18 protein-coding genes, 1 tRNA gene, 1 rRNA gene and 2 CRISPR repeat arrays are annotated in these 23,441 nt (G+C 69.0%); of the genes, 10 read left to right on the plus strand and 10 right to left on the minus strand.

Annotated elements, in window-relative coordinates:
* Positions 1-156 precede the first annotated feature (156 nt).
* A 5S ribosomal RNA gene (gene rrf, locus ACTIF1_RS19815) occupies positions 157-271 on the plus strand.
* 33 nt (positions 272-304) lie between these two features.
* A tRNA-Met gene (locus ACTIF1_RS19820) sits at positions 305-378 on the plus strand.
* On the opposite strand, the gene ACTIF1_RS19825 is transcribed toward ACTIF1_RS19820, so the two are convergent.
* The 5 genes from ACTIF1_RS19825 to ACTIF1_RS19845 form a co-directional block, all read right to left on the minus strand.
* On the minus strand, positions 338-2,005 hold the full coding sequence (locus tag ACTIF1_RS19825; RefSeq protein ID WP_439598247.1) for a recombinase family protein: 1,668 nt from the start codon (positions 2,003-2,005) through the stop codon (positions 338-340). The two genes, ACTIF1_RS19820 and ACTIF1_RS19825, sit on opposite strands and share 41 nt — an antisense overlap.
* A gap of 78 nt (positions 2,006-2,083) precedes the next feature.
* Positions 2,084-3,214 carry a hypothetical protein gene (locus tag ACTIF1_RS19830; RefSeq protein WP_439598188.1) on the minus strand — a complete coding sequence of 377 codons (1,131 nt, stop codon included), beginning with the start codon at positions 3,212-3,214 and terminating at the stop codon, positions 2,084-2,086.
* Entirely contained in the window at positions 3,214-5,004 is a 1,791-nt protein-coding gene (locus ACTIF1_RS19835) for a hypothetical protein (RefSeq protein ID WP_439598189.1), read from the minus strand. Before ACTIF1_RS19835 ends, ACTIF1_RS19830 begins: the two co-directional genes overlap by 1 nt.
* A 115-nt stretch (positions 5,005-5,119) precedes the next feature.
* On the minus strand, positions 5,120-5,341 hold the full coding sequence (locus ACTIF1_RS19840) for a helix-turn-helix domain-containing protein (protein WP_439598190.1): 222 nt from the start codon (positions 5,339-5,341) through the stop codon (positions 5,120-5,122).
* On the minus strand, positions 5,338-5,661 hold the full coding sequence (locus ACTIF1_RS19845) for a hypothetical protein (protein WP_439598191.1): 324 nt from the start codon (positions 5,659-5,661) through the stop codon (positions 5,338-5,340). The genes ACTIF1_RS19840 and ACTIF1_RS19845 overlap by 4 nt, the downstream gene beginning before the upstream one ends.
* 652 nt (positions 5,662-6,313) lie before the next feature.
* On the opposite strand from ACTIF1_RS19845, the gene ACTIF1_RS19850 reads away from it, so the two are divergent.
* A complete protein-coding gene (locus tag ACTIF1_RS19850) occupies positions 6,314-6,622 on the plus strand; it encodes a hypothetical protein (protein ID WP_439598192.1) in 309 nt (102 codons plus the stop codon).
* Positions 6,623-6,789: 167 nt separating this feature from the next.
* Here the strand turns inward: ACTIF1_RS19850 and cas6 are convergent, their stop codons facing one another.
* From cas6 to ACTIF1_RS19870, 4 genes are all read right to left on the minus strand, one after another.
* Positions 6,790-7,713, minus strand: a complete 924-nt coding sequence (cas6, locus tag ACTIF1_RS19855; protein WP_439598193.1) for a CRISPR system precrRNA processing endoribonuclease RAMP protein Cas6 — start codon at positions 7,711-7,713, stop codon at positions 6,790-6,792.
* Positions 7,710-7,997 carry a CRISPR-associated endonuclease Cas2 gene (gene cas2 / locus ACTIF1_RS19860; RefSeq protein WP_439598194.1) on the minus strand — a complete coding sequence of 96 codons (288 nt, stop codon included), beginning with the start codon at positions 7,995-7,997 and terminating at the stop codon, positions 7,710-7,712. Before cas2 ends, cas6 begins: the two co-directional genes overlap by 4 nt.
* 7 nt (positions 7,998-8,004) lie before the next feature.
* Entirely contained in the window at positions 8,005-9,909 is a 1,905-nt protein-coding gene (gene cas1 / locus ACTIF1_RS19865; protein WP_439598195.1) for a CRISPR-associated endonuclease Cas1, read from the minus strand.
* 241 nt (positions 9,910-10,150) lie between these two features.
* A CRISPR array of direct repeats spans positions 10,151-10,829; the repeat unit is 38 nt; unit sequence CGTCTGCGCGCGTGCCGCGATTGGAAGCGGATTGAGAT.
* 197 nt (positions 10,830-11,026) lie between these two features.
* Positions 11,027-11,983: a hypothetical protein gene (locus ACTIF1_RS19870; protein ID WP_439598196.1), complete on the minus strand. Its 957-nt coding sequence runs from the start codon at positions 11,981-11,983 to the stop codon at positions 11,027-11,029.
* A gap of 91 nt (positions 11,984-12,074) precedes the next feature.
* Here ACTIF1_RS19870 and ACTIF1_RS19875 point away from each other — a divergent pair, with 91 nt between their 5' ends.
* The 7 genes from ACTIF1_RS19875 to csx2 all read left to right on the plus strand — a co-directional run bounded on the left by ACTIF1_RS19875 (position 12,075) and on the right by csx2 (position 22,252).
* Positions 12,075-13,802 carry a Cas10/Cmr2 second palm domain-containing protein gene (locus ACTIF1_RS19875; protein WP_439598197.1) on the plus strand — a complete coding sequence of 576 codons (1,728 nt, stop codon included), beginning with the start codon at positions 12,075-12,077 and terminating at the stop codon, positions 13,800-13,802.
* Between the two features lie 10 nt (positions 13,803-13,812).
* The gene (locus ACTIF1_RS19880; protein WP_439598198.1) at positions 13,813-14,415 is read left to right on the plus strand and encodes a hypothetical protein; all 603 of its coding nucleotides are present in this window, start codon (positions 13,813-13,815) and stop codon (positions 14,413-14,415) included.
* A complete protein-coding gene (locus ACTIF1_RS19885; protein ID WP_439598199.1) occupies positions 14,412-15,971 on the plus strand; it encodes a hypothetical protein in 1,560 nt (519 codons plus the stop codon). The genes ACTIF1_RS19880 and ACTIF1_RS19885 overlap by 4 nt, the downstream gene beginning before the upstream one ends.
* Positions 15,968-17,431 (plus strand): RAMP superfamily CRISPR-associated protein, encoded by a 1,464-nt coding sequence (locus ACTIF1_RS19890; protein ID WP_439598200.1) that lies wholly within the window; start codon positions 15,968-15,970, stop codon positions 17,429-17,431. Before ACTIF1_RS19885 ends, ACTIF1_RS19890 begins: the two co-directional genes overlap by 4 nt.
* Complete coding sequence (locus ACTIF1_RS19895; RefSeq protein WP_439598201.1) at positions 17,428-18,072, plus strand: hypothetical protein; 645 nt, start codon at positions 17,428-17,430, stop codon at positions 18,070-18,072. Before ACTIF1_RS19890 ends, ACTIF1_RS19895 begins: the two co-directional genes overlap by 4 nt.
* An 11-nt stretch (positions 18,073-18,083) precedes the next feature.
* The gene (locus tag ACTIF1_RS19900) at positions 18,084-20,222 is read left to right on the plus strand and encodes a TIGR03986 family type III CRISPR-associated RAMP protein (RefSeq protein WP_439598202.1); all 2,139 of its coding nucleotides are present in this window, start codon (positions 18,084-18,086) and stop codon (positions 20,220-20,222) included.
* A 187-nt stretch (positions 20,223-20,409) separates the two neighbouring features.
* A CRISPR array of direct repeats spans positions 20,410-20,789; the repeat unit is 38 nt; unit sequence ACCTCTGCGGCGTTCCGCGATTGGAAGCGGATTAAGAC.
* A 203-nt stretch (positions 20,790-20,992) separates the two neighbouring features.
* The gene (gene csx2, locus ACTIF1_RS19905; protein ID WP_439598203.1) at positions 20,993-22,252 is read left to right on the plus strand and encodes a TIGR02221 family CRISPR-associated protein; all 1,260 of its coding nucleotides are present in this window, start codon (positions 20,993-20,995) and stop codon (positions 22,250-22,252) included.
* A gap of 307 nt (positions 22,253-22,559) precedes the next feature.
* Here csx2 and csm6 read toward each other — a convergent pair whose 3' ends face one another.
* Positions 22,560-23,402 (minus strand): CRISPR-associated ring nuclease Csm6, encoded by an 843-nt coding sequence (gene csm6, locus ACTIF1_RS19910; RefSeq protein WP_439598204.1) that lies wholly within the window; start codon positions 23,400-23,402, stop codon positions 22,560-22,562.
* Positions 23,403-23,441: the final 39 nt, after the last annotated feature.

Raw genomic sequence — 23,441 nt, forward strand, 5'->3', positions numbered from 1 at the left:
TAATCGCCCGATAGAGCTCATACCTCCTCCACCGCACCGGCTCTGGCCTTAAATGGCCAAGCGCCGCGCGCAGCACCAAACCGCACAACTCACCCAACACACACACACACGCACCAAATCACCCAAACCACATCAGATGATGTTCCGGTCTGGTGGCCCGGTGGCCATCGCGGGGATGATACACCCGATCCCATCCCGAACTCGGACGTGAAACACCCCAGCGCCCATGGTACTGCGCCTCAAGGCGCGGGAGAGTAGGTCGCCGCCGGGCCACCACACCGGAACATCATCTCATCCAAACCACCGCGGGGTGGAGCAGCCCGGTAGCTCGTCAGGCTCATAACCTGAAGGTCACAGGTTCAAATCCTGTCCCCGCATCCCCCTTTATTTGCTCAATGAACGCCCCAGCAGAGATGCTGGGGCGTTTGTCATTTCGGGCCGCCTCCGCCAACCGCAGAATGGCACCCAGCTCTCCTCGGACCTCGATCCGCAGCCGGCCCGCCTCCGGCAGCAGACGGATCGTCTCCACCAAACCCCGTACGACCTCCCGCGCCTCGGCGCTGTCCTCGGCAGCCAAAATCCGCGCGAGGTCGCCGACCCGCTTTCGGTAGAGATCGGCCAGGTTCGGGTGTAGGCGCGGGGCAGGGGCCTTGGCCTCCGCCAACTCAGCCTCCATCCGCACCTTGCGCGCCTCCAGCTCCTCCAGCCTGCCCTTGAGCGCGGGGGAGGCCATGCCAGCCACGATGGCGTCCACCGCCTGCTCGATCTGGCCAACCACCCGCTTTAGATCCGTGCGTGTCGCGTCCTGCCCCGCCGAGGCATCCGCCTGCAGGCGGTTCCAGGTGGCGGTGAACTCGGCAATAAAGTCACGGAACAGATCGGGGTCCATCATTCGCTCGCGTAGCGCGTCCAGCACGGTGGCCTCCAGAACGTCGCGGCGAATGGTCAGCAGGTTGGTACAAGCCGTCGGGCCTTTGTTACGGGCTGTCGAGCAACCGAAATGCTCGGCTGATATCTTGGAGAAGCCGCCACCACACGCGCCGCAGGTCATCAGCCCGGAAAAGAGGTAGCGCGGACGTTGTTTGGCCCAGAATGCACCCCGCGGCGCCTCCGCGCCCTTGGCCGTGCATTTGCGGTCAAGCGCCTCCTGCCGAGCCTTGGCGGCTTCCCAGAGGTTGTCGTCGACGATGCGGAGTGCCGGGACTTCGGTGATAACCTTCGCGTCATCGGCGGCCGGCCTGGCGACCCGGCGACCGGTGCTTGGGTCCTTGATCCACGTCCGACGGCCCCAAACCTGCCGGCCAAGGTAGAGTTCGTTGTTCAGGATCCCCGTGGCCTTGCCGCGGTCGCCATTGATCGCGCTTGGCGACCAGGCTCCGCCGCGTGGGCCCGGGATGCCCTCGGCGTTCAACGCCAGTGCGATCCGCTTGGGCGAAACCCCTACGGCGTAATCCTTGAAGATTCGTCGCACCACGGCGGCCTGGCTCGGCTCGATCTCCCTGTGACCGCGGTTGCCGTTCCCATCCAGCTTCGGCGCAATGCGGTAGCCGTAGCAGATACCGCCGGCACTGCGGCCATCCTCAGCCACCGCGCGCAGGCCGCGATGGGTCTTAGCCTTGAGGTCGGCAAGGAAGAGCTGGGACATCGTCCCCAGCAGGCCGATATGCAGCTGCGTCACCGGCCCTTGCTGCACTGTGTGGATAGCGATGCCGAGGAAGCTCAGCTGGTCGAACAGATCAGCGATGTCGGCCAGTTTGCGGCCAAGCCGGTCCAGCGCCTCGCAGACCACCACCTCGAATTTGCGCGCCTTGGCGTCCTGCAGCAGTCGCTGGAAGCCTGGCCTGAAGCGGCTGGCGCCACTCACCGCCAGATCCTCGTAATGGTCGACCACGCGCCAGCCCAGCGCCTCGGCATGCTGCCGGCAGAGCCGCGTCTGGTCTCCGGCCGAGCGCGGGTTCTGCTGGTCGCTCGAATACCTGCTGTAGGTCACCGCGCGCTGACTCACCGCAATGTCTCCCTCTTGAAGGCCTGAACGCGCGACGTAATGCTGTTTGCGATCATACCTATCCCATCAGCACGGCCATCAATCAGCGGCCTCGGCGGCATCAACGACCCGGGGTTGCCCCAGCCCGCGGGCGCGCCGCTCGAAGGTGTTCCGTGCCAGTGCGGCCGTTTGCGCGCGTTCCGCGGCAAGCCCGGCGTGGAAGCGGCTTGCCGCCGATGCCCGCGAACCGCGGTCATAGGCCTCGTCATGGGTCGCCCGCGTGATGCCGAGCACCGCCGCGCCTATGATCGGCGCCTCAGGGTCGGCCAACGGCGCTATGGTGCCGATGCCGTAGCGAAAGCGGTGCGGCCCAAAGCTCTCATAAGGCCCGAAGCGCTTTTCCGACCACCACCTGATGCGCTTGGCGACGCCGATTGCTCGCAGCGGCTGACCATCCCAGCTGATCCACAGCGCGTCCTCGCAGCGCCCGGCGAGCATCTCGGCGCGCTCAACCTCCACATATCGATCCAGCGCCGCCTCAAGCACCGCCGGAAGCCCGTAGCCGAGGGGGCGGCGGGTCTTGATATCGCCTTCGCCGAGGTCGATCTGCCAGCCCTCTGGGTCGCGGTGGACGTTCACCCCGAGCCGCAGGGCCGTCAGGCTCCGCAGCCGCGGCGCACGGGCGGCCAGCAGCATGATCATTACGCCGTCGCGCAGCATGACGCGGCGCCGATCAGCGCCGTTCAGTCCCTTGGCCTGGTCCACCAGCGACAGGCCCCAGTCGAACATCGCCAGGGGATGGTGCACCGTGAGCGCCCGACGGCGCATCGGCAGCCGGGCGCGAATCGGCACCCCGCCCGGCCGGGTCAGCCAGCCGAAATCTTCGCCCGGCGCCAGCACGGCCATCGCGCGACGAAGTTCGTCAAGCCGGCCGACGATCGTGTGGTCAGCGTTCCCCCGCCCAAGCATGTCGTCGAGCCAGGCCGCGACCGCCTCCTCGGTGACGCGCTCACACGGACACGCGGCCATATGCAGCTGGCCGCTTGCGTCGAGGAAGCCCAGCCAACGGCTGTATCCGCCCTGAACCTTGCGCCGCGTCCCCGCAGGCATGTCGGGAACCTGCGGCCCCGTGCTGAACCGCCGGGTACCGCCAGGCGCGAGAGCCGCCAGCCAGGACTGACGATCGCCCTCCGGCCAGTCCGAAAGCGGCAGGCACAGCCGGTTCGCCATCACAGGCTGCTCCGGTTGTGCGGACGTGGGCGGCGCTGGCCCCACTTCGCCGCGGCGACGGCGCGCGTCGCCTTGCGCTCACCCAGCACCACCGCGTCGAAGCGCTCGGCCGACATTGCCGCCTCGAAGGCCACGTAGTTCTCGATGGTGGTTTCAAGGCTCCGATGCCCAAGGACGCGCCTGACGTCCTCATACGCCCCCGGATGCGCCTTAAGGTGGAGCCAAGCCGCGAAGTGCCGCACCAGATGGACGTTGACGTCGACACCCACCTCCTGGGCGATCACCGTCTCGACCATTTCCGAGAAGCGGTTCTCGCTCAGCACGCCGGGTCCGCTCGGGAACAGCCAGGGGTTGTCGGGCGTGGCCAATGCCAGGCGGAAGGCGCGGATGTAATCCTCGACCAGCGCCGCCGTCTCCGACGGTAGCGGCCACTCCATCGGCGTCTCGTTCTTCATGTCCTCGGGCTGCAGCACGAGATGAGTGATGCGACGGCCGCGCGGATCGAGCCGCTGCAAATGCTCGTCGAGGCGCAGGGCCAGCATCGAGCGGCGTCGCAGCGGGCAGACCAGCAGGATCTCGATCACCACCGCCGTGCGAGCCATGCGGCCGGCCTCGGCAGTGTCGGCACCAAGCTCCCGGGCGCGCCGCATCAACTCGCGCGGCAGATGCAACAGCAGGGCGCGGCGGTGGAGTGGCACCAGGGCGCGCAGCCGGTCCCGGTTCTTGCGGGTCATGCCCTTTCGGCGGCGGCCCTGCGCCTCGCGCGCCCATACCGTGATCTGCTTGACCGCCGCCGGTTCGAGTTGGACGTGGTAGGCGGCAAGCTGGCGAAGCGTCTCGGCGACCTGGGCAAGCTGGCCACCCACGGGCTGCGCCTCGCCGCTGCGCGCTGCCTGCGCCTCGGCAAGCGCTTCTAGCACCAGTGCCACGCGCTCGATCGGCTGGAGGAGGTCGCGCAGGCCGCGGATTTCTTCGGCCGGTAGCCCAGAGCGCACCAGCAGCCCGGCTGCCTGCCGGATCGAGAAGGCGCGCGCCTTGATGGTGACCGGGCGCAGCCGCCGATGACCTGAGACAGCAATCAGGAAGCGGCCCTCGCCGCAGGCCAGGCGTGCCTCGAAGGCCGCGACCTCCTGCCGGAAGCTCGCGGGATAGGCGTCGAGCCGCAGCGCATAGGGCTCGCGCAGGCGCGCCGCGGCGAGGATGTGGCGCGGCCAGCCTGGCAAGCGGGCGCGGACGCAGGCGTTCCAGGCGGCGGCTATTTTGCGGGCCCGGCCATCGGTCGCCGCGCTCAGCCGGCTGGCGCGCTCGTCCGCAACGAAGTTTGCCAGCAAGGCGTCGTCCGTGGCCTCGGGCGTGACGCCGGCGGCAGCGCAGTAGCGCGCGAGGGCGGCCAGCGCACCACGCGGCCCGGGGCGTGGCACCGCGGCGAGCAGGGCCTGCCAGTCGGCCGGCAGGTCGCGCCGGCTGCGACGATCCAGGCTGTGCGTCCCAACCCGGCGCAGCACCACGCGCAGGCCGGACGTCACATTCCGGAATCGCCCTACGCTGATGCCAAAGGTCGCCGGCGTCCGCTGGAACAGACGCTCATTCAACCAAGCCGGATCGCAAGGGATGGCCGCCAACGGCAGCGCCAGCATCCGGGCCGCCGAACGCAGCGCCGATGCAAGGTCGCGGCGACGGGTGTCATCGACGCCGGTCCAGCTCGGAATGGCGCTCAGCGCCTCCGCGAAGGTCGGGGCAGCACGGCTGCTCAGCTGCGGCGATGCGGGCTGGATGGGGGCGGCGTGCACGGCGAACTCCTGGGCTGGACAGTTGCGGCCAGTTGCGGCCATTCGTGATCTCGTAGCGGGATTCTTCACGGGCATTAGCGGCGCAGAGCCTGCACGATCGGCCGCAAGCACCTTATCAGGCGTCATCTTCTTCAGCGTGCCCCGGACCTGAACCAATCGACTCCGCATCGAAGCCGAGCGCGCGCATGAGATCGCTCTCGCGGATCCAGCGAGACTGCCCGAGGCCGCCGGCTCGAAGCTTCCCCTGCGTCACCCAGCGCCGGATCGTGCGCGGGTCACGGCCGACCAGTTCGGCGGCCTCCCCGTAGCTAAGGAGTCGGTCTCCATGGAGCCTCATGCGGCATCGGCGGGCTGCGGCCCGGCCTTGTCAGTCGGCTCCACAGTGGCCGCAGCAAATGCCTCGTAAGCAGCCAGCCGCGCCAGCGCACGCACGAGGTTCTTCAGCCCCTCGGATGCAACGCAAGCTTCTGCTTGGTCGGCAGAGCAAACGGCGACGAGAGGCTGCCATGCAGCGGCTCGTGATGCGGAAATAGACTTTTCAAGCGGCTTGCCCATGGGCGGCCACGCAAACAGACGATAGCGGTCGCGGCGGTTCAGGTCGGGCCGCCTTCTCGGAACCGTCCACCTCGCCAGCTTCATCGTCTGGGCGATGATCATCCGACGGTGATCGAGCAAAGGGGGGCCTTGCCTGAACAAAGTGTTGCTCGGCTGCGGAGACTAGCGAAGCCGAGCAGATGGCTTCTGATGCCGCAGAGATTAAGTGCTTGGGGGTCTGTCGACTGCGCACGAAACCCACTGGACGCGAAGCGGCCGGGACTGGTGGCCTTCTGTACCGCGTCTGAGGCGAAGATGAGCAACCCACACAATCCGCTGCTCGTAGGGCCGCCGAGCGCTGATGACGGCGGCGGCAATCCTGCGAGCGTGCCCGACCTGGCTGGCTATGTCTCCGATGGAAAAACACCGGAGGAGGCCGTGCGCAGCGTACAGGGCGCATTAACAAAAGGAATAGAGGAAGCTGACGCGACAGGCGTGAGGTGCCAGCGCGCCGTTTGAGGGCTGGTATTACCTGAGCCTGCCTGGTTTGCCGGTGCGGCGCAGGCATCCTGGGCTTCTGATTGCGAGCAGGGTGGCGGTACGCCTGTGATGACTGCTCGCAGCGTCACCACCAAGGGCGACTACGGCACCTCTTCGGAAGGTGGCGGTTCAGACTGCAGCTGACCCGCCGGTAGCCGTCCGGACCGGGCGCCGGGGGGAGCAATCCCCCGGTTGTCAGGCGGCATTTGTATGGGCTCCAGCGGAGAATTCCAGCATGAAACAGCAGGAGGATGTGCCTGGCCTATCGAAAGACGCGGCGGCGTTCCGCGCGAAGCAAGAGAAGCTGGAGATGACGATGGCCGAGCTGGTGCGGACCATGATCAGCTACGGCGACAACCGATCAGCCGAGGTGATCCGCCGCAACCTGCAGCGCGTCTCCGCTGACACCACCCGCTACCCGGGCGAGCTGCGGGCCATGATGGGCAGGATAACCCGCACGAAGAAGCAGCGGATGCGCAAGGCGGAGGCGACGCGGGCAGCAACCATGCCTGCCTGGCCGCGGGCGCGCCCGCCAAGGGACTAAGCTGAAAACAAAACATGATCCCGAATCGGCTCTCAGGCTCGCTTGATTATGCTGTAACGTTCGACATACCGTCTTTGTCGTGGTCGCGATTCCAGAACGAACCTGGCTCGTAGCGCATGCTTCCATTGGGCGACAAGAACGCACCAGCAAGGCCTGGGACCAAATACCTAGGCAGGGTCGATCTGGGGCACGACGAAGGCCGGAAGGTAACGACCTAGCCCAAGCGCGGTGTGGCTGCCCATCGCCGTCGTCGCCCCTGCCGCGACCAACAGCGCCAATTCGGGATCCAGCCCGTCGAGTTGCAGCGTCCCCAAATCGCCGCGCATTGGCACGTGCCGGCCATCCTGTCGGGCGGAGGCCCGTATCCAGCGCGCATCGCGGAGCGCGCTCCGGTCCTCACGCAGGCGGCGCCAGCGTGCCGCCAGCGCGCCCCAATCAGCCTCCACCTCCGCATCGTGCCAGCGCGCCAGGCCGGATATCCGGTTCGCGATGCTGGCCATGGCGGCGCCGGCCTCCGGCGCCATTCCCTCGCGACCACGCCGCAGGCAGAGGGGTGTCGAGAACTGCATCACCACAGCCACGGTACCTGGCGATGGTAGGCGAAAGCCGCGAAGTTCCTCGATATCCCGCCGCAGCGGATCGAAGGTCCAGGATCGGCCCTGCGCGTCCAGCACCCCGCAGCGCAGCCCCGTCACAATCGCATCCGCCACCGCATCGCTCCACGCGGTGGCGAAGCCGAATACGTCGCAGCCGAACAGCAGGATGCCCCGCTCTTCCTCCACGAACGGCACCAGCGGTTTCGGCATCTCGAGCCCTGGTCCAAGACGGCGGGCGACGAAGAACGGATCAAGCGCTGAGGCCGGCCGCCAAGGGCAGGGCCGCCCCCCCTGTGCCTCCAGCGAAGCGCTCGCCAGAAGACGCTGCCCGATCGCACCACGCAGCCGCCCCGGCAGGCCCGCATCGCGCGCGAAGCCACGTGGATGCGGCGCGAGTACGCACACGCGGTGCCGATACCAGAGTGCGGATAACTCGGTCAGTGCGACGCGCTGTGCCGGGCTGCGCAGGCGCTCGCCGATCGGATCGTCCGTCACAGCAGGTAGAAATCCTGTTCTTCGATGGGCGCGCCCGCGCCTTCCACCCGGCAGTGGCGAATCGCCGCCGACGGCACGGCATAGACCCGCAGTTGATCGCCCGGGTCCATCAGCAGGCCGATGCGCTGCGCCACGTCCTCCGCGCGCCGCGCGGTCATGCGGGCCTCGAAAACGCTTTCCTGCACACGCACCGCGACCTCCTCCAGCAGCGCGGCCACCCGCCGCCGCACCTTGTCGCGCGCGATATCGTAGCAGAACACGGTGAGCATCTGACCGCTGGCCATCCTGCGCTCAGTAATCCATGCGGTAGCAGACCAGCGCCGGCGGTTCGCCGGCCGCAGCGCGGCGTACGGCGGCGGCGAAGGCACTGGCCTGTTCCGCCATCAGCCGGCGCCAGGAGACGTTCTGGCCGCTGAATGGGCTGGCCACCCTGCGGTCCACCCAGCCTTCCCAGGCGCGGATCAGGGCCTTGGCGCCCTCGCTGGCCAGTTCCACACCCTCGACCTCGCCTGGCTGGAAATGTGTGTGGCCGACGACGCGGTTGTTGAACACATAGGTCGCGCAGGCCTCCGCAAGCGGCCCTCGCAATGGCTCGATCACGTCGAGCGCACAGGCCGGCGCGCCGTCGCGGCTGACATGCAGCACGCCGAAGCCGGGGTGCAGCCCAGCCCGCTCCACCGCCAGGTCGAGGTCGCGTCCCAACAGCGCCGCAAGATAGGACAGCACCAGGTTCACCGGATCGGGCGCCGGCCTGCGGCGTCGGAGGCGAAACTGCCAGCCATGCTCCAGGCAGCGGCCCCAGGCGGGCCAGAAGACGGCGGCTGCCGCACCCTCATGGCCGCGCAGGACGTCGACATCCGCCTCGGCATGATCGAGCTTCCGCAGCCAGGTGTTCAGCGTGACGCAGGCCTTCGCCACCTCCGTGTCCTGGCGCTTGCGGTTTAGGCGCCGCAGCAGCGCGCGCTGGTTGTGGATGCGGGCCGAGACGATGGCGCGCGCCATCGCCGCGGCCACGATGGGATCCAGCGCCGCCCGCGCCTGTGCCAGATGCAGCGCCGCGCGTTCCGGCATCGGCCGGGCCACGCGCGCCAACGTCTGGCCGCGCCCATCGACCAGCGCGATCGGCACGCCGGCGGCCGGGATGGCCCGCAGTGCCGCGCCCGAAAGCCCGGCATGCGGGCCGATCTCGATGCGGTCCAGCCGCTCCACATGGATCGCGAGCAGTTCGCGCCCCGCTTCTTCCACCGTCACCGCGCGGTGGCGCAGGCCAAGTTCCCGCCCGGGCTCCATCACGTACAGCACGCGCATTCCCGGTGCCGGGTTGTGCGCGGGATCGGCGAGGCCCAGGTCGGCATCGCCTACCTGCGCCTTTTCCATCGCGGCGAGCAAAGGGCCGAGCTGGTCCACCGCTTCCTCCGGCGCCGCCGTTTCCGCCAGCACGACGCCCCGCACGAACAGGTGGCCAAGGAAGCGGAAGCCGCGCTCGAACGGTACCACGCGCGTGCGCTCCTCGTTCAGCTTCAGGCCGTCTTCCGCCAGGCTGGCACGGAGGCGTATGAGCGCGGCGCGGGCGCGGTCCTCGGCGCGGGCGAGCAGCAGCAGGTCGTCGGCGTAGCGGATGGGGCGGATGCCGCGGGCGGAGATGGCGCGGTCCGTCGGGTCGAGATACCAATTGGCGAGCAGCGGCGAGAGCGGTGCGCCCTGCGGCACGCCGCGCCCGCCGGGCCCCCAGGCTTCGAGCCAGAGGGCGAGAAGGTCGAGCAGCGGCGGGTCCGGCACCAGGGGCACGAGGCGGGCGAGCAGGCGGTCATGCGGGATGGTGTCGAAGAACGCATCGATGTCGGTTTCAGCCACCCAGACGAAGCCTTCGTTTCGCAGCGCTGCGATGCGGCGCACGGCCTGCGCGACGGACCGGCCGGGGCGATAGGCATAGCTGTCGCGGTGCATCAGCGGGTCGAGCCAGGGGCCGAGCAGGGTGAGTACCGCGCCCTGCGCGACCCGGTCCACCACGGGCGGGATGCGGAGCAGGCGCGTGCCGCCCCTTTCCTTCGGCACCTCCACCGGGCGGAGCCGACCGGGGCGATAGCTGCCATCGCGCAGGGCGGCGGCGAGCGCGGCAAGGCCTTCCGGCGCGGTGGCACCGAAATCCTCGATGGTGACGTGATCGCCACCGGGCGCGCCGCGGTTGGCCAGCACGCGCGACCAGCCTGCCAGCAGCGCGCCAGGGGAGGTTGCGGCAGCGAGGGTGGGCGCCCCGGACCCAGGCGAAAGCTGTGTTTCGCCCTGTGGATCGGCGGATTCCGATGCAGATTCAACAGGTTGTGCGATGCTCACGGGCCTTTGGCACGAAAGTTGTCAGGATTTGATGCTGTACCGATTGTGGCCTCTGGATCAAGCATCGAAACAAAATGGTTGCACAATTACTTCTAGGCCTGCCAGTCTGCGCGCGTGCCGCGATTGGAAGCGGATTGAGATTCGAGGGTTGTCATGCCGAGATACCCACTCACGTCTGCGCGCGTGCCGCGATTGGAAGCGGATTGAGATTTGGTGCAGAGGCCTCTTAGCCCGTAAGGGTTGCCGTCTGCGCGCGTGCCGCGATTGGAAGCGGATTGAGATAGCAAGCCAACCCCCAACGCCGCCAAAAGCAGCGTCTGCGCGCGTGCCGCGATTGGAAGCGGATTGAGATTTGAAGAACAGCCAGATCAGCACGCCGAAGGCGATGACGTCTGCGCGCGTGCCGCGATTGGAAGCGGATTGAGATTCACCAGCATCAGGGAGCCGTCGGAATTCAGCGTCTGCGCGCGTGCCGCGATTGGAAGCGGATTGAGATCGGTCACCGAGGCGCGCAGGGAGCCGTCGGAGTTCGTCTGCGCGCGTGCCGCGATTGGAAGCGGATTGAGACGGGAAGCGCTCTTTGAACGCCGCATGAAACGTCTGCGCGCGTGCCGCGATTGGAAGCGGATTGAGACTCGTTCGTGGCGCAGGCGGCAAGGGCGAGGAAGGTCTGCGCGCGTGCCGCGATTGGAAGCGGATTGAGACTCCCAGATCTCGGGCAGGAACGCGTCCTGCACGAGAGAGCGTCTTGGCGCCTGCCGCGATTGGAAGCGGATTGAGACGGACCTGCCGGTGACCACGAAGAGCCCGTGCTACCGTCTGGGCACCTGCCGCGGTTGGAGACGGATTGAGTCGCGACGCGGACGCGGCGGCGGCGTCATTCGGCGTCCGCGCAGCCGCCGCGCTCAAAATCGGCTTGAGGCCCGCCTGCTCCGCCAGCCCGGCGCAGGCACCCGGCGCTTGCGTCGCAGCCGCGCGTTCACCCTCGCAGTTGGGCCAGATCCACCGTCACGTCGTAGACGAAGGCGTGTTTGCGTTCGTTCACGTACTGGAAGCGCCGGCCCGGAACCAGGACGGCCAGCGCCACGGCCGCCGCCGTCGCAACCTTACGTTGGCCGGTCACATCCACCAGAACCTCCTCATCGCCGCCAAACTCATCGCGCAGCCGCTCCAGCAGGGCGTGCAGCAGCGCCACCAACTCATGCATATCCTCGGCATCCACGCCGCCACGCGGGTCGAAGCCGCGCGGTTGCCCATCGGGCCCGGGCAGGGTCGCCGGCAGGCGAAGCCCGGGAACCCGATGCGCGGCAACCACCGCGCCCTGCTGCTGCGCCGCCGGCCAGATCCGCGCCAGCATCGCCTGGAAGCGCTCATAGTCGTGGATCGTACCGCGCTGGCCCTCGGCATCCGCGCTGCACACCACGACCACGCGGCGCAACCGCGCCAGATGCGGCCGCATCGCTGCGATCGCCATCGCCCAGACATGCCGGTCGATGGTCTCGTTGTCGAGCAGCTTCGGGTCTGCAATGTCGCCACGGAAGGAATCGGCCTGTGCCGCCGCCTCCTCGAAGGTGGCCCGTCGCTTCGGATCCGGGCTGGCCGGATTACCCAGCGGTGACAGAAGCAGCACCAGGCAGGCAACCGGCCGCGGCTTTTCCTCCCGCTCCACGCGTGGCGCCAGTTGCTGGGACGCCTTTGGCACCCGCCAGGCGATCAGCCCTATTAGGGCCAGCAGGGCCAGGGGGGCCACGACCAGCCAGGCGTCCTTCAGCACCATTTTCAGCAGGTCCGTTCCGGCATCGAGCGCCGTGGTGACCACCTGCAGCAGCAGGACCATCGCCACCAGCGGCAGCGCGGCATCGCGGATGCGAAGGGCGGCCGTCAGGCCGAAATAGCGGCCCAGCAGCAATGCGAGCTTGCGATCGAACCAGCGCATGGGACCCCCGTCCAGGAAAAGCCGGCGCAATCAACCGGGTTACAAATCATGTTGCCGGTTCGCCGGGCCTGGGCAATGATTTGTTTGCGCAATGGGTGTGCCGGGGGACGGACAGGTGCGGGTTGCCTATGTCTTCGAGGCCAAGGGCATCCAGCCCTTCCTTGCCGCCGGCGGGCGGCTGCGTGACCTCGTCGGCGCCAGCCTGCTGATCGAGAGCCTCTGCGCCCCGGAGGATGCCGGCGGCGCGCCCGGCTCGGGCCTGCTGGATCATGCGATGCGGGCCAGCGGCGTTGTGGCGCTGGAACCGGCCTTCACCCGCCGTGCCGCCGGCTGCTTCGCCTTCGTCCTCGCAGGGCCGGAGGCGCCTGCGCGGGTCGAGGCGTTCCGCGCCGTCTGGACCCTGCTCGTCCAGCATGCCGCGCCGGGCCTGCCTTTCGTGGACATGATCGGTGTCGGGCCGAACGTCGCCATCGCCATGCGCCAGGCGCTGCAGCGCGGCGATGCGCGCCGCGCCTTGATGCCCGCGCCGCTGGCCCTGGCCGGGCCACTGGCGCGCCTGGCGCCGCGCACCGGGGAGCCGGCCGTGGCGGAACTGGCCCCGCAGGAACGTGACGCGGCGGAGCGCGTGGCCGACCTCGCGACGTTGCGGAAGCGCCGCTTCGCCGATGCCGCCCTGGTGGCGGAGCGCATCAACGATGATTTCTGGCCCGGCCGGCCCGCCGGCCTGCGTTGGCCGCGCGACATGGAAACCGAGTTTCCCTGGCGCGGTGAGACCCGCAGCATCGGCGTGCTGCACGCCGATGGCAACCGCCTCGGCCAAGTGCTGATGACGCTGAAGGACGCGGCTTGGCCCGGCGAGGCCTCCGGCGACGCTCTGACCGCGAAGGAGAAGGCGTGGGTCGCGATCTTCGCACGGTTCTCAAAGGCGGTTGATACCGCAACCTGGGCCGCCGCGGCGCAGGCGGCCGACAAGGTCTTGTTGCCTGTCCTGCTGGATCCCGCCACGCAGGAATTGCGGCGTGACGCAGGCGGCCACGCGCTGACGCATGTTCCGGCCCGCCCCGTGCTGCTTGGCGGCGACGACATCACCATCCTCGTACGCGGCGACCTCGCCATCCCCTTCGCCGAGGAATTCCTAACGCGCTTCGAGGACGAGGCGAAGCGCGAGATCGAGCAGCTCGAGTTGCGGCCGTTGCTGCAGGGCAAGCCCATACCAGCGCTGACCGCCTGCGCCGGCCTGGCCATTGTCGGCGCGTCGCAGCCGGTGGCGCAGGCACTGGCGCTGGCCGAATCACTCTGCGGCTTCGCCAAGCACCAGGCGAAGCGCGGCCTTTCGGACCAGATGCCGGTACCGTCCTGCCTCGCCATGCATCGGGCGACCGCGAGCCTGCTGGACAGCTACGAGGTTGTCAGGCGCGATGAACTGGACGGCGGCCGGCTCACGCAGAACCCCTACGGCGTTGGGCGGCACGGACAGAACCGCGACATGCCGCCGCTTTCAGGGCTGCGGCGGCTGAAGGACGCGCTGGGCGACGGCGCCGGCGCACGTGGCCCGGCGCGGGAGATCGCCGGGCTGCTCCACCTCGGTCCGACATTGGCGAAGGAACGCTACGCACGCTGGCGCGCCGTGCTACTGCAGCGGGCGCCGGCCGTGCTGGCGGAGTTCGACGCGGCGTTGGGCGAGCTTGGATTCACGGGCAAATCGGAGCGACCCGGCCAGCCAGCAAGGCCAGAGCCTGCCAAGCTTCTGGACGACCCGAAGTCCAGCCTGCCCTTGCTCGACGCGCTCTCCTGGCTGGCGGCCGAGGCTGGGGCGTGAGGGAAGGACAATGACGGCTGCGGTGCTCAAGGTGCAGATCGCCGGCTACTGGATCAGCGCGACCGGGCGCGGCCGCGCGGCGGTGCACGACGCCGAGACGGCGCTGGACCACGACCGTCTGCCGATGCTGCCCGCCCGGCATCTGAAGGGGCTGGTGCGCGACGCCATGGAATGGCTGGAGACGCAGGGCGGCCTGCCCGCGGGACGGTCGGCGTGGCTGCTTGGCGACCGGCCGGAGCGCGGCCACGGCACTGCGGCCTCGCGCATCGCCCTGGCGAATGCCGTGCTCGGCGCCGCCGCCCGTGCAGCGATCCTCGGCGCGCCGGATGAGCGACTGCGTGATGCGCGGCGTGATGCATTGTTCCAAACCCTTGCCTCCACCGCGATCGAGCCGGGCACGGGGATGGCCGCGGACCAGACGCTGCGCGTGATGCGCGTTGCCGTACCGCTGACCCTTGAAGCCGAGTTGCGCTGGACCTGCCACGAGCCGGACGATGCGTGGGTTGCCGACATCGCCGGAGCACTTCCGCTGGTGCGTGCCGTCGGGGCCAAGCGGCATCGTGGCCTCGGCCGTGCGCTGCTGACCATCTCGCAGACGGAAGCCGCGGCATGAACCCGCAGCGAGCCTGGCTCCAGTTGACCCTGCTCGACGAGGTCGTCGTCTCGGCCGACGCGGCGACAGCGGGCGGCCATCGCGGGCTTGGCTATATCCCGGGGGCCACGCTGCTGGGCGTCGCCGCGTCACGACTCTACGCCGCATGGGAACGGGACCGCGCGCGCGCCGGCTGGGCATGGCGGGCCTTTCAGGGCGGGGCCGTACGGTTCGGCGACGCGGTGCCGCTGCTGGAGAGCGGACCGGTCTTCGCAGCGCCGCTCTCGCTGCACGGCTACAAGAAGCCCGAGGGCACGCCGGATGGACCGCGACACCTGTTGAACCTGGCGCGCCGTGCGCGTGTGGAGAATGACCAGCTTGTGCAGCTGCGCGGCCTCGGGCTTGGCCGCCAGACGCTGGTACAGCCGCCACGCCGCCGCCAGCGGCTGCGCACCGCCATTTCCGCGACCACGGGTCGTGCGGATGAAGGGCGGCTTTTCGGGTATGAGGCACTCGAGCCTCGCCAGATTTTCGTCGCCTTGCTGGAAGCCGACGCAGCCGCATCCGAGCCTTTCGCCGAAATCCTTGCCAGTTTCCGCCGCGACGGGACGATTGCGATCGGCCGGTCGCGCGCGACCGAATACGGGCGCGTCGAGGTCAAGGTGCTGGAGGCAAGTACCTACGCCCTGCCCGAAGCGCGTGCGACAGCGCAGGCAGTGACCCTCGTCTGGGCGCTGTCGGATCTCGCACTGACCGACCTCTACGGGCAACCGACCCTCAGGCCGGAACCCGCGGCGTTCGGCTTCGCAGGTGGTCACTTCGTGGAGGAGAAGAGCTTTCTTCGTAGCCGCGCCTACTGGCCCTGGAACGCGGCGCTGGGCGCACGCGAGGCACAGCGGGTCGTCGTCGTGGCTGGCTCCGTGCTGGCTTTCAGGCCTGGCTCGGGACAGGCGCCGGCCAGCGGCGTTCGCCGGGTTGGGCAGTTCCAGGCGCAGGGCCTGGGTCTCGTCGTGATCTCGCCCAGCCTGCTCGAGGCGACAGATCCACGACTTGGCACGGCGGACTCCCCCACGATGCTCGCACCCAACCCGGATCTGGATATCGCGCCGGATGCTGCGCTGGCCGCCTGGCTCGACCGGCGCGCCGATACCGGCGAGCGGCTTGCCGCCGACGCCGAGGCCCTGCGTCGGCAGGTGGAGGCGCTGTATCGTTCCGCGGCGCGATTGCGCGGCCGCGAGGAAGGAGTCACATCCCTGCTCGAGGCAAGCGGCGGCCCGGCGCCGAACCAGTGGGGCGAAGTGCAGCGCCGAGCGGAGAGGGAGGGTGACGGCGCGATGCTGCGCGCCGCGCTTTTCCAAGGCCAGCATGCGATCGCTGCGCTCGGCGATGTCGCCTGGTCGGAACGCTGGGTCGTGGTGAAGAATGACGGCACGACCGGCACCTTCCGCGCCTGGCTCGAAGGGGTCGTCAACCAGCACGGCGAAACGGTCGAGGGTCGGAAGATCATCGCCCGCATGGCGCGCGAGGTGGCCGCTATGCTGAAGCGCGACCGCGAGACGCGGCGGAGAACGGCATGATCACCGATCGCAGCATCCTCAGACTCGCGCTGGTGACCGTCGAGGCGGTCTCGGCGGTGTCGATCGGCGCAGGTACGGACGACAACACCTTCGACGTCGCGCTGGTGCGGGACGCCAATGGCCTTCCAGCCCTGCCAGGCACCACGATCGCGGGCGTGCTGCGCACCCTTTGGCGGACGCACGGCGTGCGCGTGGCCGATGAAACCCGACTGTTCGGCAATGCGGGCGGTGCCGCCGCCCGTCCGACAGCCGGTGGCGACACCGCGGAGGAATCTCCCTCACGCGTCGAGGTGGGCTGGGGCCATATTGTGGATGGGGGCGGCCAGCCGGTCATCGGCCGCCTGATCACGGACGTGCCGGCCCACGATCCGGTGCTCGCCTACTATCTCGACGAGGATCGCCGGCAGCCGGCGCAGCGCGACCGCGTCCGCCTCACCGCCCGGGGCAGCGCGGCCGATACGGGTCACTTCGACCGCCGCATCGTGATCGCCGGCACGCGCTTCACCTTCGAGCTCGCGCTGTGGAGCGATGGCACCGACCGACATGCGGAAGACCGGGAGTGGCAGGCACTGATCGGCCTGCTGCATTCACCGCTTTTCCGCGTCGGCGGCGCCACACGCTCCGGTCTCGGGCGGCTCGAACTGCTGGAGTGGCATGAGGCTCGCTACGACCTCGGCACCGCCGCGGGCCGCCAGGCCTTCGCCGCCGGGCGACCGGCAGCCCACCTGCTTCGCCCATCCGCCGACATGGTTCGCCGCCTTCCCGGGAATGAGGCCATGGCGTCGCCCGCCTTGCTGCGCCAGATCGATCTGGAGGTCGCGGATTTCCTGCGGATCGGTGACGGCGCGGTCTCCCTGGCTGCCGACACGCGCCGAACGCCGAAGATGCTCCAGGCGACGGAGGAACAATGGGTCTGGCCCGATGGCGCGCCGCCGCACCGTGAACGCTGCCTGCTCATCCCGGCGAGTGCGATCAAGGGGCCGCTCCGCCATCGCACCGCCTTCCACCACGCGCGACGCACCGGCAACTGGGCCGCGCCGGACAGCGAGGCGGCGCTCGATTTCGCCGATCGCAGCCCGGCTGTCAGAGCGCTGTTCGGCAGCATCAAGGACAGCCGCAGATCCCGCGAGGCAGCCGGCAGCGATTCGACCCATGCCGGTCGCGTCCTGATTGACGACATCCTGCTGCACTGGCCGCCCCGTGGCGCCTTCGCGAAGGTCTTCGCGCATAATGGTCTCGACCGCTTCACCGGCGGCGTTCGTGACGGTGTGCTGTTTGACGAAGAAGTGGTGGGCGGCTTCCCGTTTCGCCTGACCCTGCACATCCTCCCCGGTGCAGACACGCAGGCGATGGAAGCGCTGGAGGATGCAATCGCCGATCTCGAGACGGGCAGGCTGCAGCTTGGCGCCGCATCGTCCCGCGGGCATGGGGTGCTGCGCCGCGCGGGAGCACAGAGATGAGCGAAGTGATCGGCCAGGCCCTGCGCGCCTATGGCGAAGTCGCGGCGGTGTATGGCCTGCCCGCACTCACCTCGGACACCTGGCGGATTCTGGCTGGCCGGATCGCGCAGGCCGATGCGGTGCTGCTGCTTTCCGGCGCCGAGGTCGAATCCGGCTGGGCCCTGGTCCAGCGTGACCGGCCGCTGGCGCTGCGGATCGGCACGCAAGGTGGTGCGCTGCTGCGGCCCGGTGTCCGCATCATGGCGGCCGAGACGCTGCTGGCTGGCGGGCTCAGCCTGCACCTGGCCCAGGACGGGCCGGATGACGTCAGCTGGCGCTGCGTCGGGCCCGCGGCAGCCAGCCCACCCGCCCGTATCGCCGCATTGGCGCGCACCGCCGAGGCGGCGGAGGCGGTCTTGGTCGGCTTCGTCGAACATGCGGCGGAGGAGCCGGCCAAGGCCATCCGCCACGCGGTCGCATGGCGCATTCACGCGGAACCGCTGGCGCTGACTGCCGGTTTGGCCGCCGAGGTGCCATCCGCCACCCCGCAAGCCAAGGGCAAACAAAAGGACAAGAAGAAGTCCGCAGCGGCCCTGCCGCAACCATCGCTGGCGGCCGGGTTGGCCGAACCCTGGTCCAGTCGTTTCCTCGGTTTCCGGTAGGACAGCCGCGCATGCCGATCGTCGCCGACTACAACTTCGTCCCCCTATCGGACTTCATCTGGCAGCCGAGCTGGGGCAACGCCGTCTCACATGACCAGCCCTTCCAGGACGGCCTCTGCGGCGAGATCGAGGTCGTGATCACGGCCCGCAGCCCGCTTCTGGTCGGCGGTGGCGACGAGGCGCGGACCGCCGAGGGGTCCCACACCAAGGTCCACTTCTGCCGCGTCCCAACCCCGAAGGGCGAGACCTTCGCCATCCCGGGATCGAGCCTGCGCGGCATGCTGCGCGCCGTGACGGAGATTGCGAGCTTCGGGCGCATGTCGCTGATCGAGGACCGGCAGCTCGGCGTGCGTGACCTGACCACGGGCGTGAAGTTCTACGTGGACCGCATGAATGGCACCACGCGCAGTGGGGACCACTCGCCCAATGCGCGCGGCGGCTGGCTGACACTCGGCGCCGGCGGGGAGATGTGGATCCAGTCCTGCCGTTTCGCCCGCGTTGAGCACGGGAAACTGACGCCGTATTTCGCCGCCTGCCGCCCGGGTGGTGAGGCCGCTGGACTCGACTTCTGGCAGAAGGCCGCCGACACCCAGTCCTTCCGCCAGCGCTTCGACGCGGTCGCGGGTTTCACGTCCGTCTCGTTCATGGCCCCCATCGACCGGCAGCCGGTCGGCCATGCTAAGGCGCTGCGGCGCGACGTGCTGACAATCGGGCCGCGCGGCAATATGCCTTCCGGGTGCGATGAGGGCTTCGTGGTCGTCACCGGTGGAATGCCCAAAAAAAAGAATAAGGAAACCGGTTTGCCTGAGCCGACCAAGAAGCGCGAATTCGTCTTCTTCGACGAGGTCGGGGCGCGCCTTCGGGTGCCGCCGGGCGTGGTCCGCGCCTTCGAGGACATTCACGACCACGGCTCGATGCGGACCGAACACGCCGACAGCCCCTGGATGGTGTGGAAGCAGCGCTGGCGCGAGGGGCTTTGTGGCCCGACCGCGCATGCGGCCGATCCGGCGCGGGAGCCGGGCATCCCAGTCTTTTTCCTGGCGGACCGGGAGAACCGGGTTCTCGCACTCGGCCTCGCGATGATGTTCAAGCTGCCCTATGACCAGACCATCGGGCAGGTCGTGGCCAATACCGCGCCGGAGCACCGCAACCCGGACGGCGGCTACGACATGGCGGAACTGCTGTTCGGCGCCCTGCGCCCGACGCCGGAGCGCTGCCTGCGCGGCCGCGTTTCCGTCGGGATGGCGCTGCCGAACGGTGCCGCCGTCCGCCCCACCGAGGCTGGCCCCTATGTGCTGGGATCCCCGAAGCCGAGCTACTATCCAAACTACATCCGACAGCCGACGGATCCGCAGTCCGCAGACGAAAGGCTGCTGCCCAAGAACGGCTACGCCACCTACATGAAGCCCATGCGGGTGGGCCAGGCGATGCCGGAAATCCGCGGCTGGAAGCGCTATCATGCGCGGACTCTCCCGGCCGTGCCGTCCGCCGACGCCCAGGCGCAGCAGGCGACGGCGCGCTCCCGGCGCGCCATCGGGTCCAGCCTGGAGACGGTGCCGACCGGGACGACCTTCACCGCGACCCTGAGGCTGCACAACCTGCGCCTGGCCGAGATCGGTGCGTTGCTCTGGGCGCTTCGCTTCGGCGACCGCGATTTGTTCACCGTGGATAGCGGGCGCTGGCGCCATGCGCTCGGCATGGGGCGGGCACGCGGCTTCGGGCAGGTCACGCTGCATGTCCAGGCGCTGCGCCTGCGGCCGAACGACCCAGCCATGCGGACCGTCCGCTGGCGAGCGGGCGGCATGGGCCAGCAACCAGCGAAGCAGGTGCTGGACAGAGCGATCGCAGCCTTCGAGGAGGCGGTCTCGATCGCCCATCGGGCGGCGGCGCCGGGCCGGGCCGGCTGGGATGTCAGCGAGCAGATCACGGCGCTGCGCGCCTTGGCGGACCCGCGCATGGCGCCGGCGGGGCCACGAATGGTACTGGCCGTCGGCGGGAAAAACGCCTTCGCGGAAGCGAAGAAGAATAGGGATGTCCTGAAGCCAGCCGCGCCACGACAGGCTGGCGGGGCAGGGGTCCAACCGCGGCCGGTCGCGACGGCCACCGACTGCGCCAGCCTTCCCGCCCCGCCCGAGAACGCACAGGCCTGAGCCGCGGGACATGCAGGAGAAAGCTGGGTTTCACCCTGTGGAACGGAGCAGGACCGGCGGCATAGCCAGGCTTTCGAGTGATCTGGCCGCTCTGGCACAGAAATTGTTACATTGCGCCGCCTCGCGAAATGCGGCGCGTGGATCGCGGGCTATTTCAAACCGCTTGCTCAACGGCTTCTGCACTGCTATCTCTGCGGCGTTCCGCGATTGGAAGCGGATTAAGACGGCACGCGAGAAGCGTTTGAGGTCTCTCGCTGACCTCTGCGGCGTTCCGCGATTGGAAGCGGATTAAGACGCCCTTCGCCGGTCGCGCCCTGCATCGCCACCTCTGCGGCGTTCCGCGATTGGAAGCGGATTAAGACCCCGTTGAGCTGGCGCACGCAGTTGCCACTGACCTCTGCGGCGTTCCGCGATTGGAAGCGGATTAAGACGCGAAACTTCCCGGGGGGAAGTTGGTGACCTGACCTCTGCGGCGTTCCGCCATTGGAAGCGGATTAAGACCCAGATGATGCCTGACCCCCCACCGGAAACCTCTGGGGCGTTCCGCGATTGGAAGCGGGTTGAGGGGGCCGTGCCGTTGGGTAGTTGAAGAACGACCTCTCTTCCTATCCGTTCGATCTCCCGATGGGCCGTGCTGGCTTCCTTGGAGCCCCGCGACCTCCTGGTGGTCGGGATCGCGCCATCGCCACGACACCCGCAGCGGGGGCCGACCAGGCACAGGCCACGCCTGCCCCCTTGTTGCCGGCTCAGGATTTCGTCACGATCCCGGTATGGCCACCATCCTCTTCACCTGTCTGGGCGGCGTCGGCGCCGGCGCTGGGCGGCCTTCCTATCCCACCGCAACCTACCTTTTTTCCGATGCGCCACGCCGCGAAAGCTACTTCGCGCTCGCCCTGCTCGACCATCTGCGCGTCAGCCACCCCGGCCGCCGACCGGATCGCCTTGTCATTCTCGGCACCAGCGGCAGCTTCTGGGACAATCTGATCGCCCACGCGGCGGAAGAAGACCCCGAACTCGCCCCGCTTTGGGAGGAGACCTACACCCGCGCTCGCGCCCAGGACCTCGACCAGGCCGCGGTGGACCGGCTGGCCGCGCCGCTCGCGCGGCGCATCGGCATTGCCGTCGATCCGGTGGTCATCCCGCCGGGTCGCATCCTGGCCGAGCAGGTCGCCGTCATCCGGGCCATCCACGATCGTGTCGCACCGGGTGACGGCGTCTGGCTCGACGTCACGCACGGGCTGCGCCACCTGGCGATGCTCGGGCTGCTCGCCGCCGGTCTCATCCGCCGCCTGCGCGGCGCCGTGCTGCACGGCATCTGGTACGCGGCCTTCGACCTCGGCACGCCCATTCCCGGCAGCAGCCCGCCCGAACGCGCCGCCCCCGTGCTGCGCCTGGAAGGCCTGCTGGAAGCGCTGGATTGGTTGGAGGCCGATGCCGCCTTCGCGGCCAGCGGCGACCTCGCGGTGCTCGCGGCGCCGCTGATGGCGGCGGAAGGCCCCGCCGCTCCCGCCGCGCAACTCCGCCGCGCCGGCCGGCGGGAACGCGCGATGCTGCCCCTTGTCGCGGCCAAGGATGCGCGTGCCGCCGCGCGTGCCCTGCCGGAGGACGGCATCGCCGCGCTCTTCGCGCCACGGCTGCGCGGCCACCTCGCCTGGGCCGAAACCGAGGATGAGGGGCGCATGCTGGCCGCCCTCGCCCGGCTGTACCTGGCGCGTGGCGACCTGCTCCGCGCCACCATTCTGGGGTTTGAGGCGGTGGTCGCCGCCCTGCCGGTCCCGCCGCAGGACGATGCAGCCTGGCTGGAGGCGAAGGGCATGCCCGACAAGGCCGCGATGATGGCCTTCAGCCGAACCGCAAGCCGCAGCGACCCGGCGCGTGCGGATGCCTTCGAGATGCTCCGCGTGTTGCGCAACGGCCTTGCTCATGCCGCGGAGCCGCGGCAGGAGGCCGCGAAGGCCCTGCTGCGCGACCCAGATCGCCTGGCCGAGGCGCTGCCACGCCTTTTCGACCGGCTTCTGTTGCCGGGCTGAACCTGCCAGCCGGGCGCCCGGACCGTTCGATGGTCGTCAGCAAGAAGGGCGGCGGCGCCGTGATAGGGGCAGCCGCGGATGGGCCGCCTGTGCCTCGCCAACGATCTCTCGCCGCTGCAGAGCGATGGCGCATGGGGACACTTCCCCGTCTGGCGCGGGCACCAGCGGCGACGTGCTGCGCATCCATGTGAACAGCGTCCAGCAGGAACGTCGGCATCCGCTTCCATCCGTGAAGGTTGCGGGTGGAGGGGAAAGCAGGTCGTCCGTCCCGGGAGATCGCGAAGGTCTTGATACGCCTTTGAACCGATTACCTTTTTGTGTCGTTGCGGTCCGACACGACCAATTGATTGCCCGTCGGGTCCTCATCGGCGGAGGCGGTGGCGCGGTTCACCTGCTCGACCAATCCGCTCAGCGTGGTTGACGGAGAACGGTCGAAGTCGACCCGTGGCAGAAACGTCCGCAGCCAGGGTGTCGGCGACAGCACAAGGGTGATCGTGGCTTCCGCGATGTCCAGTTCACGACCATCGCGCGCGGTGGCCGGAATGCGCTGCCCCTTGTGCCAGAAGCTTGGGCACATCTCGAAGGCTACGGGGCTCACCAGGACGTGGGACACCTCGTCCCCCGGGCGCCCCACGAGCGACATGGCGAGTTGGGCATGCGCGGACATGGTCTTTCGTCCACCGGCAAGCGAGACGTGCAGTTCCACATCGGCCTGGGCAGCGAAGCCACTGAGCACCGCGAGCACGAGATCGCCCATGGCGGCATTGTCCTCACTGGTCGCGACATCCTTCAGCGCCGTGGCGTCACCTTCGGCGGCCACGAGTGCCGGCTCGACGCTCTGCCGCGAGCCGGCCAGTTCAATGACAATGGCGGTCTGACCGCGCCGCGGGACGTGCACCGAAATCGTCGGCAGGGGCGCGCCGTCTGGCATCAGGCCCTCGAGGCCGGGTGCGGAAGGGTGAAGCCCGTCCACGACCCGCCGCAGGCCATCCGCCGTGGTCACCACGTGCAACGCGTCCGGTATCCATGCAGGCTTGCGCTGGTGGCAAAGCGACCAGACCGTCTCCGTTGCGATGGCAGGAGATGAGCCGATCGTGCAAAACATGACCCGACGGCACGCGGTGTGCTTCCGGCTGACGGTGGCAGACATATTCGGCGTCCTTCGGCTCGGTGCCCTGCTGGGTTGTCG

The sequence above is a fragment of the Falsiroseomonas sp. genome (genome assembly GCF_051860665.1).
Lineage (GTDB): Bacteria > Pseudomonadota > Alphaproteobacteria > Acetobacterales > Acetobacteraceae > Falsiroseomonas.